The sequence below is a fragment of the Nannocystis pusilla genome, from assembly GCF_026626665.1.
In the GTDB taxonomy this organism is placed as follows: domain Bacteria; phylum Myxococcota_A; class Polyangia; order Nannocystales; family Nannocystaceae; genus Nannocystis; species Nannocystis pusilla.
This window is the reverse complement of record NZ_JAPNKE010000002.1, coordinates 10,019,044-10,034,191: the sequence shown is the minus strand read 5'-3', so window position 1 is coordinate 10,034,191 and position 15,148 is coordinate 10,019,044. Positions and strand designations below refer to the sequence as shown.

At 71.6% G+C, this 15,148-nt stretch carries 13 protein-coding genes and 1 pseudogene; 6 read left to right on the top strand and 8 right to left on the bottom strand.

The features are described from left to right. Positions 1 to 216 precede the first annotated feature (216 nt). The 4 genes from OV079_RS44430 to OV079_RS44415 all read right to left on the bottom strand — a co-directional run bounded on the left by OV079_RS44430 (position 217) and on the right by OV079_RS44415 (position 6,067). The gene (locus tag OV079_RS44430; protein ID WP_267775899.1) at positions 217 to 822 is read right to left on the bottom strand and encodes an RNA polymerase sigma factor; all 606 of its coding nucleotides are present in this window, start codon (positions 820 to 822) and stop codon (positions 217 to 219) included. A gap of 1,156 nt (positions 823 to 1,978) precedes the next feature. Continuing rightward, positions 1,979 to 3,388: a KamA family radical SAM protein gene (locus OV079_RS44425; protein ID WP_267775897.1), complete on the bottom strand. Its 1,410-nt coding sequence runs from the start codon at positions 3,386 to 3,388 to the stop codon at positions 1,979 to 1,981. Positions 3,389 to 3,559: 171 nt separating this feature from the next. Then, a complete protein-coding gene (locus OV079_RS44420) occupies positions 3,560 to 4,759 on the bottom strand; it encodes a sensor histidine kinase (protein WP_267775896.1) in 1,200 nt (399 codons plus the stop codon). 636 nt (positions 4,760 to 5,395) lie between these two features. Continuing rightward, positions 5,396 to 6,067, bottom strand: coding sequence for a winged helix-turn-helix domain-containing protein (locus OV079_RS44415; protein WP_267775895.1), 672 nt, complete (start codon positions 6,065 to 6,067; stop codon positions 5,396 to 5,398). A gap of 142 nt (positions 6,068 to 6,209) precedes the next feature. Between OV079_RS44415 and OV079_RS44410 the strand changes: the two genes are divergently transcribed. The 6 genes and pseudogenes from OV079_RS44410 to OV079_RS44385 all read left to right on the top strand — a co-directional run bounded on the left by OV079_RS44410 (position 6,210) and on the right by OV079_RS44385 (position 12,264). Continuing rightward, complete coding sequence (locus OV079_RS44410; protein ID WP_267775894.1) at positions 6,210 to 7,235, top strand: peptidase associated/transthyretin-like domain-containing protein; 1,026 nt, start codon at positions 6,210 to 6,212, stop codon at positions 7,233 to 7,235. A 465-nt stretch (positions 7,236 to 7,700) separates the two neighbouring features. Next, the gene (locus OV079_RS56730; RefSeq protein WP_267775892.1) at positions 7,701 to 9,317 is read left to right on the top strand and encodes a DNA polymerase; all 1,617 of its coding nucleotides are present in this window, start codon (positions 7,701 to 7,703) and stop codon (positions 9,315 to 9,317) included. A 90-nt stretch (positions 9,318 to 9,407) separates the two neighbouring features. Then, positions 9,408 to 9,764 (top strand): annotated as a pseudogene (locus OV079_RS59635) (PmbA/TldA family metallopeptidase); the annotation flags it as partial. A gap of 271 nt (positions 9,765 to 10,035) precedes the next feature. Continuing rightward, the gene (locus OV079_RS44395) at positions 10,036 to 10,959 is read left to right on the top strand and encodes a TldD/PmbA family protein (RefSeq protein WP_267775891.1); all 924 of its coding nucleotides are present in this window, start codon (positions 10,036 to 10,038) and stop codon (positions 10,957 to 10,959) included. After that, positions 10,952 to 11,686, top strand: a complete 735-nt coding sequence (locus OV079_RS44390) for a PmbA/TldA family metallopeptidase (protein WP_267775890.1) — start codon at positions 10,952 to 10,954, stop codon at positions 11,684 to 11,686. The genes OV079_RS44395 and OV079_RS44390 overlap by 8 nt, the downstream gene beginning before the upstream one ends. Continuing rightward, positions 11,641 to 12,264, top strand: a complete 624-nt coding sequence (locus tag OV079_RS44385; protein ID WP_267775888.1) for a metallopeptidase TldD-related protein — start codon at positions 11,641 to 11,643, stop codon at positions 12,262 to 12,264. The genes OV079_RS44390 and OV079_RS44385 overlap by 46 nt, the downstream gene beginning before the upstream one ends. A 278-nt stretch (positions 12,265 to 12,542) precedes the next feature. Here OV079_RS44385 and OV079_RS44380 read toward each other — a convergent pair whose 3' ends face one another. From OV079_RS44380 to OV079_RS44365, 4 genes are all read right to left on the bottom strand, one after another. Then, positions 12,543 to 12,764: a hypothetical protein gene (locus OV079_RS44380; RefSeq protein ID WP_267775886.1), complete on the bottom strand. Its 222-nt coding sequence runs from the start codon at positions 12,762 to 12,764 to the stop codon at positions 12,543 to 12,545. Continuing rightward, positions 12,761 to 13,381: an alpha/beta fold hydrolase gene (locus tag OV079_RS44375; protein WP_267775885.1), complete on the bottom strand. Its 621-nt coding sequence runs from the start codon at positions 13,379 to 13,381 to the stop codon at positions 12,761 to 12,763. Before OV079_RS44375 ends, OV079_RS44380 begins: the two co-directional genes overlap by 4 nt. Then, positions 13,324 to 13,722 (bottom strand): hypothetical protein, encoded by a 399-nt coding sequence (locus OV079_RS44370; RefSeq protein WP_267775883.1) that lies wholly within the window; start codon positions 13,720 to 13,722, stop codon positions 13,324 to 13,326. Before OV079_RS44370 ends, OV079_RS44375 begins: the two co-directional genes overlap by 58 nt. Positions 13,723 to 14,300: 578 nt before the next feature. After that, on the bottom strand, positions 14,301 to 14,810 hold the full coding sequence (locus tag OV079_RS44365) for a hypothetical protein (RefSeq protein WP_267775882.1): 510 nt from the start codon (positions 14,808 to 14,810) through the stop codon (positions 14,301 to 14,303). Positions 14,811 to 15,148 lie beyond the last annotated feature (338 nt).

Below are 15,148 nucleotides of genomic sequence, written 5' to 3'. Positions count from 1 at the left end.
CGTCCGCGTGAGCCTGTCCCTCACGACCTGTCCTCTCGGGCTTCTCACGCCGAACTGCGCGCCGCCCGTCCGCGAGCGCCTGTCCCTTACGACCTGTCCTCTCGGACTTCCCGCGCCGAGCTGCGCGCCGCTCGTCCGCGTGAGCCTGCCCCTCACGACCTGTCCTCTCGGACTTCCCGCGCCGAGCTGCGCGCCGCTCGTCCGCGAGTCTGTCCTTTACGACCTGTCCTCTTGGACTTCCCACGCCGAGCTCGGCAGCGCCGCGACCCACCGGTCGAGGTCGAGATCGACCGCCGGCAGCTCGGCGAGCGCGTCGCCGGCCGCGAGGTCGGCCATGTGTCGGCGCAGCTGCGCCTTGGCGCCCTGGAGCTTGCCCTTGACCGAGCCCAGCGTCACCCCGAGCGCCGCCGACAGCTCGCTGTGGCTCATGTGCTCCCAGTAGTGGAGCTCGAGCAAGATCTGCAGGTCGAGGGGCAGCCGGCGTAGCGCCGCCGCCAGCAGCCGGGCCGCCACCGCCTCGTCGACCAGCCGGCTCGGGCTCGGTCCGAGGTCTTCGAGCGACGTGTGGACCGCGTCGAAGCGCTCGTGCAGGTGCTTGCGGTAGTGCGCGTACAACACGTTGCGCGCGGTGCCGAAGAGGTACGCGCGCACGCTGGTCGTCGACTCGCCGGCGATCCGGTCGCGCCCCTCGACGCAGGCGAGCATCGTCTGCTGGATCAGGTCTTCGACGTCGCGCGACACCTTGCCGGCGAAGAAGCGGTACAGGCCGTCGAAGTGGCGTTCGAACAGCGCGTTGCCGGCCGCGAGGTCCCCTCTCGCCATCGCCGCAGCAGCTCGCGTTCGTCGTCCACTGCACGCATCGTAGCCGCCTCGTCGACCCGCGTGCCACATCCGAGGAACCTGCAGGCGCAGGCCCGCAAAGCCCCCTGTGCAAACCATCGACATGGCCGCAAGGCCATGGCAGAACGGTCACGCGGGAACCCCGCTAGAGCTCGCTGGACTGCAGATGTCCGCGCCGTTACAGCGCGTGAACGCGATTATTTTCAGAAAGACAGATCCTTGTGGGCCTGGCCATCACTACTAAGGCAACGACTGGACGGCCCCCCATGTCCCCGACCAAGCCCACGCGCACCCTTGCAGACGCCACACCTCCGCGCGAGGTGTCTGCACCGGAGCTGTCGTCACGGACCTCCCCCCTCCGAGGTCGACCCGCTGCGCCAGCTCTTCCGTCGTCACGCGAATCACTTTTCTGGCGTACGCGCCCGCCAGATCCAGCACCGCCTGCGTGACCGCCTCTTCCGCGAAATCCGGGTGAGCCCGAGACGACCTGAGCGACGCCCGACGGCAGCGCCTGCGAAAATCCCCCACCGCTGCGCGCGCGGCGGATGACGTCGTTGCGACGTGCGACGTCCTGTCGCAGCGCGCCGCTCTCGCCTTGCCCTCCGCGACCCGTCCCGCGCCGCCGCGCAGCACGAGGCCCCTGGCGCCGCGCATCACCCACGCACAGCGCTCGTAGCGTCCTGCGAGGTGCGCATCACCCACGCACGGCGCTCGTAGCGTCCTGCGAGGTGCGCATCACCCACGCACGGCGCTCGTAGCGTCCTGCGAGGTGCGCATCACCCACGCACGGCGCTCGTAGCGTCCTGCGAGGTGCGCATCACCCACGCACGGCTCGCAGGACGTCGCGCTGCCGAGGCCGCGCCACGCAACCTCGTCGAGGCCGCGCCGCTGCGCATCAGAAAGACGCACCGCTCGCAGGACGTCGCGCTGCCGAGGCCGCGCCACGCAACGAGCCCTCGTCGAGGCCGTGCCGCTGCGCATCAGAAAGACGCACCGCTCGCAGGCGTCGCGCCGCCGAGGCCGCGCCACGCAACGCCCTCGTCGAGGCCGCGCCGCCGCGCTTCCTCGACGTGGCGCGTCCTCACCGACCTCGCCCGCAGGCCGCGTGCGTACCCGCGGCCGGGCTCACGTCATCGATTCAGCGCCGACGGTCGCGCGCCGCGGCGATCGCCTCGCGCACCATCACGTCGTGCTCCGCGGGGTCGGCCCAGCGCTTCTGGCCGGCCTCGGGCAGCAGATGGATCGGGTCGAAGTACAGGTAGTGCGCGTCCGCGTTGACGTTGGGGCTGCGGTACACGCTGATGCCCGTCTCGCGGTTGTAGTGCTCGAACGAGTGGCAGTCGCGCTTGCCGCCGCCGCCGGGCGCGTCGACCACGAAGGTCGGCGTGTTGAAGCCGGCCGTCAGACCGCGGACCTGCTTCTCGAGCTCGATCGCGGTGTCGACGGTGGTGCGCAGGTCCTCGACGCCCTTCACCAGATCGTGCACGTACACGTAGTACGCGTGGACGTTCAGATAACTCATGCGCTTGATGAGCAGGCGCATCGCCTCGGGCGTGTCGTTGACGCCGCGCTGCAGCACCGACTGGTTGCGCACGAACACGCCGGCGGCGAACAGCCGGTTCATCGCCCTTTGCGTGATCTCGGTCAGCTCCGACGGGTGGTTGAAGTGCGTGTGCAGCACCACCTCTTTGTGCAGCTTGCGCCCGCGCTCGACCACGCCGACCAGCGCCGAGAACCACGCGTCGTCGGTGAGGATCTTCTGCGGCATCACGGCCGGACCCTTGGTGGCGAAGCGCATGCGCCGGATGTTGGGCATGTCCAGCAGGCGGTTGCCGATCGCCTCGATGTGCTCGGCCCGCAGGTTGTACGCGTCGCCGCCGCTGATGACGATGTCCTCGAGCTCCGGCCGCGACGCCACGTACGCGAAGGCCCGCTCCCAGCGGTCCTGCGTCGGCCGCAGGTGCACCTTCTCGACCTGGTCGGTGTCGATGCCGACCGCGTAGCTGCGCGTACAGAACCGGCAGTACACCGGGCAGGTGTCGAGCGCCAGGAACAGCGCCTTGTCGGGGTAGCGGTGGGTCAGCCCCGCCACCGGCGCGTCGGCCTGCTCGTGCAGCGAGTCGAGGTCGAGCTTGGGGTGGTCGGGCAGGAGGCGCGAGCCCATCGGGATGAACTGCCGCCGCAGCGGGTCCGCCACCGGATTCGACCAGTCGACGAGGCTCAGCAGATACGGCGAGACCCGCAGGCTCATCGGCGAGCGGTGGAACCCGTCGCGCACGTCGGCGATGAACTCCGGCGAGGCCAGCTCCTGCACCGCCTCGAGCAGCTTGTCGGGCCGCGTGATGGTGTGCTTGGCCTGCCACTTGTGGTCGAGGAACGTGGCCTCGTCGATGTCGCGATACGCGGGGATCTTGCGCCAAAAATCGCCGCCGAGTAGCTGCCGGTGGACGAGCGTGGCCGGGTCCACCGGCGGTTTGAGTGCCGGCACCGGCTCGCTGCCGGCAGCCGCCGTGGGGGTCACCACGGGCAGTCGGATCGGGCTCGTCACGCTGCTCTCCATAGCGGTCAAGGTGTAGTCGAAAACCCCGCTCGGGGGCACAGAGGCGCGGATCTTCGCCGCAATCGCGCCCAACTCGCGGCCCTCGCTGCGAGCTTCGCCACGCGCGAGGGGCCCGCACACCTGTCCACAAGCGCAACGGCGCACACGCCGGGATCTAGCTCACAAGTGCGCCTCCTGCGTGGAATCAGCAACCTCTGCGCATACGCGAGGACCGATGAAATCGACCTGCAGCCCGCCGCCCGGCGGACCGTCGAACACCAGCTCGAGGCCGTGCAGCGCGGCGACGCGGGCCGCGATGTGCAACCCGAGCCCCTGCCCGTCGGGCGCCCGCGTGCGCGCGGCGTCGCTGCGAAACCCGCGTTCGACGAGCCGCGCCAGCTCGTCCGCAGGCACCCCGGGGCCGTCGTCGACCACGCGCAAGCGGAACCTGTCCCCGGCGATACCTTCGAGCACCACCGCCACGTGCCCGCCCGCGCGGTTGTGACGGATCGCGTTGTAGACCACGTTGCTGACGGCCTGCTCGAGCAATGTGACATCGGCGACGACGTGGAGCGGCGACTCGGGCACCGCGCCGTCGAGCTCGACCTGCAGCCGCCGCGCGATCGGCCGGTGACGCGCCAGCACCCGCTCCACCAGCACGCCCATCGCCACCGGCTCGCGGTGCAGCCGCGGCGCGTCGGCGTCGATCTTCGCCATGACCGCAAGGTTATGCACGATCGCCGCGATGTAGTGCGCCTCCCCCATGGCCGCCACCAGCGCCCCGCGATCGACCGCTTCGCCGGCGCTCGCGCCCTCGACAAGCTCGCTCAGATGGCCCTGCAGCACCGTCAGCGGGATCATCACGTCGTGCGTGGTGTTGGCCAGGAACTCGCGCAGCGCCGCCTCGCGCCGGTCCTTCGCGGCCAGCTGCGCCCGCACCTCGCGGCCCGCGGCCTCGAAGGCGCGCGCGAGCTGGCCGACCTCGTCGTCGCCGTCGATCGGCACCGCGCTCGCGTAGCCGGCCGACGCCGAGCGCCGCACCGCCTCGGTGAGGCGGCGGATCCGTCCGACGATCGGACCCATCGCCAGCAGCACCGCGGCGAACAGCGCCACCAGCGGCGCCAGCCAGATCCGCGTCGGCGGCAGCACCGCACCGAGCCAGCCCGGCACCGTGCTGCCCTGCGCCAGCACCCGCGCGCACGGCCCCGAGTCCCACGGCATGCGCACCAGCACCTCGACCTCCGCGCTCACCCACGACCGCACCCACGAGCGCGGCCAGGTCGCAACCTCCGAAGTCGCGATCGCCGCCACCAACGGCTCGCCGAGAGCCGGCGCCGCCGGGTTGGCCGACCGCTGCGCCGCGTCGTACGCGAACAGCACCGCCGGCCGCCCCCGCGGCCGCCCGTCGTCCGGCGGCGGCGGACGCCCCCCGCGGCTCGGCCCGCTCGCTCACCTCCCCCTCACGACCGCGCGAGTCACTCGCCACGCCCTCACGACCTCGCAAGTCACTCGCCACGCCCTCACGACCTCGCAAGTCACTCGCCACGCCCTCACGACCGCGCAAGTCACCCGCCTCGCCCTCACGACCGTGGAAGTCACTCGCCTCGCCCTGGCGCTCTCGCAAGTCACTCGCCTCGCCCTCACGACCGCGCGAGTCACCCGCCCCGCCCTCACGACCACGCGAGTCACTCGCCACGCCCTCACGACCGCGCAAGTCACCCGCCTCGCCCTCACGACCGCGCGAGTCACTCGCCACGCCCTCGTCCTGCCTCGCCTCGCCCGGCTCTCGCCCCTCCCGCGGCGGAGGCCCGCGCCCCGGCGGCAGCTCTCCGCCCCAGTGCGCCGGATCTGCCTCGCAGCGGTCGCGTCCGCCGGGCTCCTGCATGCGCGTCAGCGCGTAGCCGGCCAGCGCCTCCTCGGCCGCGCGGTGGCGGGCCGCCGCGTCGAACAGCACCAGCGCGACGACCATCGGGATGGTCACCGCGATCGTCGTCAGCGCCAGGCGCAGCCGCAGGTTCACGGCGCGGGCTCCGTGCGCAGGCGATAGCCGATGCCCCATACCGTCTCGATGCACTCCTCCGGCGCCAGCTTCTTGCGCAGGCGCGACGCGTGCACGTCGAGCGTGCGCTCGCTGCCCTCGCGGTCGGGGCCCAGCACGTGCTCGGCCAGCCACGCGCGGGTGAGCGCCGCCCCCGGACGGCGGGCCAGCGCCGCCAGGAAGTCGAATTCGACCCGCGTCAATTCCACCGCCCGCCCGCGCACCTGCACCGTCCGCCGCGCCCGGTCGATCGTCAGCGCCCCGACCGTCAGCGTGTCGTCGCGCTGCAGCGTCGGCCGGCGCAGCCGCGCCCGCACCCGCTCGACCAGCTCCTCCGGCCAGAACGGCTTGGTCATGTAGTCGTCGGCCCCGAGCTTGAGCGCGCCGACCTTGTCCATCGTGTCGGCGCGGGCGCTCAGCACCAGCACCGGCACGTCGGCGCGCGCTCGCAGGTCGCGGAGGATGTCGAGCCCGTGCGTGCCGGGCAGCATCAGATCGAGGATCACCAGCGCCAACCCGGCCGCGTCCTCCGGCGCGATCGCCCGCCCCTCCGTCCACCACGTCGGCTCGTAGCCGGCGCGGCGCAGGTGCAGCACGATCTGCCGCCCCAGCTCGCGGTCGTCCTCGATGACCAGCACGCGCTCCGCCACGCTCCAGTGATTCTCGATCCGCCCGCCCCGCGCAACGCCGCCCCGCGTGAGCCGCCTGCACGACGCCAGTTGGGTTCACCCGCGAGCTGCAACATTTGCTTAAGATCGGTCGCCTACGGTTCCAGACGAGGGAGCGAACACCATGACAGCGCATTCCATTCTTCGACGTCCGACACGGCGCGAATTCGCGCTCGGCGCCCTCGGCGGCGCCGCTGCGGCGGTCCTGGTCGCTTGCGGCGACTCGAGCGGCGGCGACACCGACACCACCACCGGCACCACCACGGGCACCACCGACGGCGACACCACCAGCACCACCGGCGGCACCGACTCGACCACCGGCCCGACGTCCACCACCGGCCCGACCACCGGCGACGCCAGCACCAGCGGCGACGCGACCACGGGCGACACCACCGGCGCCGCCTGCGGCAACGCGACCGCGTGGGCCACCGGCGGCACCGCGGCGATGACGATGAAGCACTGCTACCCCGACCCGTTCGCCGGCGGCGTCACCGAGTGCGTGCTGATGTGCGAGACCACCGAGGGCCCCTGCACCGCCGACACGATCGAGCGCCAGGACGTGAGCGAGGGCTGGGCAGGCCTGCCGGTCCGCCTCGCGCTGCTCGTGGTGGCCGCGGACACGTGCGAGCCGCTGGCGAACGCGAAGGTGGAGATCTGGCACACCCAGCGCACGGGGGTGTACTCGGGCGTGACGCCGAGCGGGGCGTTCTGCTACGGCGACGACCCCGAGGCGGAGAACTACCTCTACTTCCGCGGCACGCAGACGACCGGCAGCGACGGCCGCGTCGACTTCGATACCTGCTTCCCCGGCTGGTATGGCGGCCGCGCGGTCCACATCCACTTCCGCGTGTACGTCGACGACGCGCTGCACGCGACGTCGCAGCTGTTCTTCAGCGACGACCTCAACGCCGAGATCTTCGCCGGTCACGCCGAGTACAGCGAGTTCGGCCAGCCCGACACCACCAACGAGACCGACAACATCATCGGCGGCGAGGACGACAAGACCAACTACCTCCTCACCGTCGCCCGCATGCCCGACGGCGCCATGCTGGCGTCGAAGGTCATCGCCATCCGCTCGTCGCTCGACCAACAGTCGTGCGCGACCCAGGGCGGCGGCGGCGGCGGCGGCATGCCCCCGCCGATGCCGTAAGCTCCGCGCTGCAGAGCGACGCGGACGCAGTCCTCTCGTGGCGACGACGCGCGCCGGGCAGCGACGCGGCCCGGCGAACCTCGCCAGTGACTGTTCGTCCCGCCGTCTCACGGCGCTCGACTCGAGCGCGATCTTCTTTGATCGCGCTCGAACTCTCCAACCTTGCGAACACCGCCCGACTCGAACGCGCCGAGATCTCTGAACCCCCCTCCGACCGCGCGAACCTTGGCGCTGCGAGATCGCGTCCTCACTTCGCCCGAAGTCCGACCTCTCCGATCTCACGAGGCTCGCGCATTGGATCGCGTCCTCACTCCGCCTCGACACGCCCTCGCGAACGACCTCGCCGCGCCCTAGCTCGCGTCCTGCTACCACTCGCGCGATCGCCGGCCGGCTCAGCGTCCCGTATGAGCCACCGTAGCCCTCCGGCGTCGAAGCGCGGGCGCGCTCGCGCTACACTGGCGGGCCGTGACCGCGAACGCCAGCGAGGACGTGCTCGACGCCGCGGGTCTGCGGCGCGCCGTCGACTCCCTCGCCGGCAGCCCCGTGCTCGGCGTCGCGGTCGTCCTCGCCGCGCCGCACCCCGACGCCCCGCGCGACGCCGCCAGCGACCCGCGGCGCGTCCGCGTCGACCTGCTCGCCCTCGCGGCCGAGGGCCGCACCTTCGTCGTCCACTGCAACTGCTTCTCGCCGTCCGACCTGCTGCAGCTCGTGCCGGTGCTCGCCGGCCCGCACGCGCCCTACGTCGTCTTCCCCGACGCTCACTTCCACCTCACCGCCCTCGCGCTCCTCGGCCTGCCGGTCGCGCGGGTCGGCTGCACGCGCACCGCCGCGACCTTGTTGGCCGAGGGGGCCCTTGCCCGCCACGACGAGCTCGAGATCGCCGCGCTGGCTCGCCGCCACCTCGGCGCCGGCCTGCCCGGCGAATGGCTCTCGGGACAGGTCCTTCCGGCCTGGTCGCGGCTCGAGGTCGTCGCCGCCGCCGCCGCCGCCGCGCCCGCGCTGCTGCGCGTCCTCACCCCCGAGCTGCGCGCCCGCGGCATGTCGCGGGCCTACGAGCTCGAGTGCAAGCTGCTGCCCGCGGTGGTCGCCATGGAGGCCGCCGGCGTCGGCGTCGACGGCCCGCGCTGGAACACCATCGCCGACGGCTGGCGCGCCGAGCTGCAGGTCACCGAGGCGCCCGAGCGCAAGGCCCAGCTCGAGAAGTTGGTCTCGACCTACGCCCACTGGCCGCGCGAGCACCTCGGCGACGACGGCCGCATGCGCCCGCACCTGCACCCGTTGGCGACCGACTCCGGCCGGTTCGCCTGCAGCCAGCCCAACCTGCAGCAGGTGCCCTCGGAGCACACCGCCCCGGGCCTGCGCTCGTGCTTCCGCGCCGAGCCGGGCAACGTGCTGGTGATCGCCGACTACGCGCAGATCGAGCTGCGCGTGGCGGCCCACCTGGCGCCGTGCGCGGCCATGCGGGAGGTGTTCCACGCCGGCCGCGACCCGCACCGCGCCACCGCGGCCACCCTCGCGCGCAAGCCCGAGGCCGAGGTCACCGCCCACGAGCGCAAGCTCGCCAAGGCCGTCAACTTCGGCTTCCTGTTCGGCATGGGCGCGCGCCGCTTCCAGGAGTACGCCGAGGCCAGCTACGGCCTCACCCTCGACCTCGCCGCCGCCGAGCGCGCCCGCGAGGCCTTCTTCGCCACCTTCCCCGGCATCGCCGCCTGGCACCGCAAGGTCTCGGCCCTGCAGCCCCGCAGCGCCCGCGAAGACCTGACCGTCCGCACCGCGCTCGGCCGGCGCAAGCGCTTCCTCGCCGGCAAGTTCAGCTTCAACGCCGCCCTCAACATCCCCGTGCAGGGCACCGCCGCCGAGGGCTTCAAGAAGGCCATGGTCGCCCTGCATCCGGCGCTCGCCGAGCTCGGCGGCCGGGGGATCCTCTGCGTCCACGACGAGTACCTGGCCGAGGTCCCCGAAGAGCACGGCGAGGCGGCCCGGGCGCTGGTCCAGCGGGTCATGCAGGACGCCATGGCCGAGGTCGTGACTTCGGTGCCGATCGTCGTCGACAGCCGGGTCGCGCGGCACTGGGCCGAGTGATTCCTGCCGACCGGCCACATCCTTGTATCGCGGCGAAACCTCACGCCCATTTCTCGTTTCCAAGCACGCCAGCACCACGCGGAGCCCTTCATGTCTCAGACCCTATCTCGCCGCTCGTTCGCGGCCGTCTCCACCCTCGGCCTCGGGCTCCCGGGCTTGCTCGGCGGCTGCCGAGGGACCACAAAGGCCGGGAGCACCACCATGATCCCCGGTGAACAAGCCCCCCTCGCCGACCACCTCGGGTGGTTCTCCGTCGACAAGCCCACGATCGCGCGCGTCATGACCGAACTGACCGCGCGCGGCGCCGACGCTGCCGACCTCTACTTCCAGTACAGCCGCGACAACTCGATCACGATGGAGGACGGCATCATCAGCCGCGCCAGCTCGTCGGTCGACCAGGGCGTCGGCCTGCGGGTGGTGGTCGGCGACCAGACCGGCTACGCGTTCACCGAGGACCTGTCCCTCGAGGCGATGCTGGCGGCGGCGCGCACGGCGGCGGGCATCGCCCACGCTGGCGCGGCGCACGCCCCGGTCGAGTTCAAGCAGCGCTCGCGGTCGACCAACTTCTACACGCTGAGCCAGCCGTGGGCCGAGGTGCAGACGGTGCAGAAGCTGCCGCGCATCGAGCACCTGGCCGCGCTCGCGCGCAAGGCCGACCCGGCGATCCACAAGGTCACGGTCAGCTGGGCCGACGGCGAGGCTGGTCCTCATCGCCGACATGCACGGCAACGTCCACACCGACGTGCGGCCGATGACGCGCCTGTGGTGCATGCTGACCGCCAAGAAGGGCGACGTCACCCAGAGCAACAGCGCCAACCTGGCCGGCCGCCACGGCTTCGACTGGTACACCGACGAGCGCCTCGAGTTCCTGGCCAAGGAGGCCGTGTCGCGCACGATGGTGCTGTTCGACGCCAAGCGCCCGCCGGCCGGCGAGATGCCGGTGGTGCTGGCCGCCGGCGCCAGCGGCATCCTCCTGCACGAGGCCATCGGCCACGGCATGGAGGCCGACTTCAACCGCAAGAACACCAGCATCTACGCCAGCATGATCGGCAAGAAGGTCGCGCCGGACTTCGTCACGATCGTCGACGACGCCACCCAGGCGGGCGAGCGCGGCGCGCTCAACGTCGACGACGAGGGCAACCCGGTCGAGAAGACCGTCCTCGTCGACCACGGCGTGATGGCGTCGTACCTGCACGACAGCATCAGCGCCAAGCACTACAAGGTGAAGGCGACCGGCTCGGGCCGGCGCGAGTCGTTCCGCCACTCGCCGATGCCGCGCATGCGCAGCACGTACATGGAGAACGGCCCGCACACGCGCGAGGAGATCATCGCCTCGGTCAAGAAGGGCATCATCGCCGAGACCTTCACCAACGGTCAGGTCCAGATCGGCGCCGGCGACTTCACCTTCTACATCAAGAACGGCTGGCTCATCGAGGACGGCAAGATCACCGCCCCGATCAAGGACATCAACATCATCGGCAACGGCCCCGAGGCGCTGCGCAACGTCACCATGGTGGCCAACGACTGCAAGCTCGACTTCGGCGGCTGGACCTGCGGCAAGGACGGCCAGAGCGTGCCGGTGTCGCAAGGCCTGCCCACCACCCTGGTCTCGAAGATGACCGTCGGAGGCGAGAATGTCTGACCTGATCCAAAGCGCCCGCACCGCCATCGACCTGGCCAAGAAGGCAGGTGCCCAGGACGCCTGGGCCGCCGTCTCGCGCGACCGCTCGGTGTCCCTCGTCTACCGCGACGGCAAGGTCGAGAAGGTCGAGGAGAGCACCTCCCGCGGCCTCGGCATCAGCCTCTACGTCGACGGCCGCTACTCGTCCCACAGCACCACCGACCTGCGGCCCGACCGCCTGGCCGGCTTCATCAAGGAGGCGGTCGCGCTCACCCGCGTGCTGCAGCCCGACCCCTTCCGCGTGATCCCCGACCCCGCGCTGTTCAAGGCCCGCCCCACCGTCGACCTCGAGCGCGTCGACCCCTCCGTCGCCAAGCTGACCCGCGAGCAGCGCGAGGCCTGGTGCGCCGAGATGGACGCCAAGGCCCACAGCGACTCGCGCGTCATCTCGGCCGAGAGCAACCTGTTCAGCGGCGAGTCGCAGGGCGCCGCCGCCAGCAGCAACGGCTTCGACGGCACCTGGGACGGCAGCTACGTCGGCTACTCCTGCACCGCGACGGTGCGCGAGGGCGAGGACAAGCGCCCCGAGGGCTCGGCCCACGCGGTCGGCCGCTTCCTCGCCGGCCTGCCCGAGCCGGCGGCCGTGGCCGCGCTGGCGCTGAAGCGGACGATCGATCGCCTCGGCAGCACCAAGGCCCGACGGTGCGCACGACGATGGTGGTCGACCCCGAGGCCGCGGTGTCGTTGATCTCGCGCGCCCTGTCGCCGCTGTCGGCGGCGTCGATCCAGCAGGGCCGCTCCTACCTGGCCGGCAAGCAGGGCCAGAAGGTGTTCGGCGACAAGCTGACGATCACCGACGACCCGCTGGTGCCGCGCGGCCTGAGCTCGCGCCACTTCGACGGCGAGGGCATCTCGGCCAGGCGCATGCCGCTCATCGAGGCCGGCGTGGTCCGCAACTACTACGTCGACACCTATTACGGGCGAAAGCTCGGCTGGGCCCCGACCACCGGCTCGGCCAGCAACCGCGTGCTCGCCCTCGGCGACAAGTCGCTGGCGGCGCTCATCGCCGACGTCCAGGACGGCATCTACGTCACCTCCTGGCTCGGCGGCAACAGCGACGCGACCACCGGCGACTTCTCGCTGGGCCTCCGCGGCCACCAGATCAAGGGCGGCAAGATCGGCGCCCCCATCGGCGAGATGAACGTCACCGGCAACCTCGCCGCCCTGTTCGCCAAGCTCGCCCTCGTCGGCGACGACCCCTACCCGTACTCGAGCCTGCGCGCCCCCACCCTCGTGTTCGAGGACGTGCAGTTCAGCGGGACATGACCCGAAGGACCTGTCCATCCGGGCAGGTCCTCTGAGACAGCCGAGAAGGGCGAGCCCGCGCCGCGGCCTCGCCCTTCTCACGTGGAACGGGACGGACGAGCCCGCGGCGCGAGTCGAGACGCCCCTCGCGGGCGCCGGGCGGCCCGCGGGGCGCAGTCCGTCACTCCTCGGCGATCGTCACCAGCCCCATGTCGACGTGGCGCCGCGGGTCGCAGACGGTCACTCCTCGGCGCTCGTCACCAGCCCCCTGTCGACGTGGCGCCGCGGGTCGCAGTCCGTCACTTCTCGGCGATCGTCACCAGCCCCATGTCGACGTAGCGCTGCTGCGCCTCGGCCCCGGTCAGGTAGGTGTCGTAGCCGGGCTCGTCGCGCAGCCATCGCCCGTAGTACGCGACCACGTAGGCGCGCGCGAGCTCGTTGACGACGGCGTTGTCGAGCGTGGGCTGCTGACAGAACGAGCAGGTGATCCCGCACGACGCCACGTCGTCGAGGAAGCTCATGTGATTGGCGCCGTTGACCGTGACCTGCAGCGCGGGCGCGCCCGCCTCGGCGTAGAAGGTCGTGAAATCTCGGCCGCCGGCGCGCAGGCCATGAAGCCGGCGGTGTCGAGGGTCTCGCCGAGGAAGCCGAGCGGGATGGCGATCGGCAGCATCGCGCTGGCGTCCGGGCACGCCTGCATGTTCGGACACATGTTGGCGCCGTCGACCGGATCGAGGGTGAGCGAGGCCTTGACGCGGGCGTCGTACATGGCCGCGAGCACGGAGATCTTGCCGCCCAGCGAGTGACCGGTGGCGCCGACGTTGCTCACGTCGGAGATGTCCCCGAGGACAGGATGCTCGGCCGCCCAGTCGAGCGCGGCGAGCACCTGCTTGGCGTTGGCGACGTGGTCGACGGTGCCGAAGATGTAGCCGGCGTGGTCGACGTTGAGGACGACGTAGCCGTGCGAGGCGAGCCGGGTGGCGTAGCTGGTGTACTGCGTCGGCGGCAGGTTGAAGCCGTGGGCGAGGGTCACCACCGGATAGGGACCGGCCTCGGGCCCGCCGGTCGGGTAGTAGGCGGTCACCCCGATCGCCACGCCGTCGACGTCCATCTCGTCGGCGAGTTCGTCAATTGCCACGGCCCGTCCTCGGCCGGATCGTAGATCGCGTCGCCCGGCTCGTCGGTGGTGCCCTCGGTCGTGTCCACACCCGTGGTGTCGATGCTGGTCGTGCTCGTCGTGGTCGAGGTCGGCCCGCTCTCGGTGGTCGGAGCGTCGGTCGTCGTGCTCGTAGACGAGGGATTGCTCGTCCCCGTCGGCGTCATCGTGCTGGTCACCGGGTCGTCCCCGGTGGTGCTGCCGGTACTGACGCCGGTGCCTGTTCCAGTGGAAGAGCCGGTGTCGCCGTCCGTGCCCGACGACGTCCCGCCGCCGTTGCACGCGATTGTGAGTACAAGGAGAGAGAGGGCAGACCGCTGCATGTGGCCACGTCTAGCGGCGCCCCCGATCGCGAGCAATCGTGCAACGCTCACGAAACCGCCGTAAAACCCGGTTGAACGCCGGATCGTGGCGACGCGCCGCGGCCTCCGGGCGACACCGCTTTCGTCGTTCACGCCGCGCCTTCTGCTCTCTTTTGCGTTTACCAGCGCCCGCGAGGTCTCGACGCCACGAAATCACAGTTTTGCGTAGATTCGCCGGAAGAGGCTGCGAACCGCCGTGCGCGGCCGCGGCCGACGGCGCCGACCTCCATCTCTACCGTCTTTTAAGACATGTCGCGAGGGCCATATCACGCGGAGCGTCGTCGCCTCGACCTGGCCGCCCTGACCCGCTCGGGCCCGCGTCTGCTGCCGCGCCTGTGCGAACGCCTGACCTCGCCTCGGTAAGGGCCGTCGTCGCGGCTCCCCCGCTGCGTCACCTCGCCGCCCCGTTCGCCAGGCACCTTCTCGTCCGTGACGACCCCTACCGTCCCTACGCGCCCCACTCGTGTTCGAGGAGGTGTGGTCCGCGTCAACATGTCCTTGAGAGCATGTTCAACCAGACATGTCCCGCGGCGACGCGCTCAGCCGCCCGGGCACCGCGGCTCGCCCGTGACCATGTCGATCGCCGAGCCGAGCGGCTTCCAGCCCGGCTGGTCGGGGTAGCAGCCGCTGCGGAACTGCCACATCACGCCGCGCGGGTCGCGGGCGCGGCCCATCGAGTCGGTGCACACCTCGGCGCGCGTGCAGCCCGCGAGGGTCAGAGGCTCACGGCAGTTCGGATAGCCGAAGACCTCGCCGCAGAACGCGTGGGCCCGGCACTGTTCGACCCGCAGGCGCCCGCAGTCGCAGAACTCGCGGTCGTCGTCGGCGCAGCTCACCGAGACCCTGAAGACCTCCGGCAGCGCCATCGCCCCGCGCACTTGCGGATGGGTCGCCACCACCAGCACGCTCCCCAGCGAGGAGTAGGTGTGGATCTCCCGCGCCCCGTCGGCCTGCAGGCGCTCCATCACCCGCTGCCGCCGCGCCAGCTTCTCGGCCTCGGTGTACTCGACCCGATCGCCGCGCTCGTCCGTCCAGGACTCGTCGAACACGAGGGTCCAGTCGAAGCGCACCCGCGGGTGCGCGCGCCTGCAGGCAACGCGCGAGGTAGGACGGCGCGTGGCACTTCGCCTCGACGTCGCCCGGCGCGAGCTCGGCGCTGACGAGCAGCGACGGGTCGACGCCGACCGGCTCGACGACCTGCTTCTTCCCCTCCCGCGGCGCCTCGGTGCGCGCGGGCTCGCCCTCGGTCGGCGGCGCCTCGGTGCGCGCAGGCTCGCCCGCGCGCGCGCACGCCAGCGCGAGGCTCAGCCAGCCGGCCGCCGCGCGGATCTTCGGGCTCCCGGGCGCTCCTCCCATCCCGGCGACCGTACCACCGAACCTCCACGTT

Excerpts from the sequence above, each read along its gene's own strand:
- OV079_RS44430 (WP_267775899.1), bottom strand. The coding sequence starts at position 822 with ATGGCGAGAGGGGACCTCGCGGCCGGCAACGCGCTGTTCGAACGCCAC.
- OV079_RS44410 (WP_267775894.1), top strand. The coding sequence starts at position 6,210 with ATGACAGCGCATTCCATTCTTCGACGTCCGACACGGCGCGAATTCGCG.
- OV079_RS44395 (WP_267775891.1), top strand. The coding sequence starts at position 10,036 with ATGCACGGCAACGTCCACACCGACGTGCGGCCGATGACGCGCCTGTGG.
- OV079_RS44390 (WP_267775890.1), top strand. The coding sequence starts at position 10,952 with ATGTCTGACCTGATCCAAAGCGCCCGCACCGCCATCGACCTGGCCAAG.
- OV079_RS44380 (WP_267775886.1), bottom strand. The coding sequence starts at position 12,764 with ATGAGCTTCCTCGACGACGTGGCGTCGTGCGGGATCACCTGCTCGTTC.
- OV079_RS44370 (WP_267775883.1), bottom strand. The coding sequence starts at position 13,722 with ATGCAGCGGTCTGCCCTCTCTCTCCTTGTACTCACAATCGCGTGCAAC.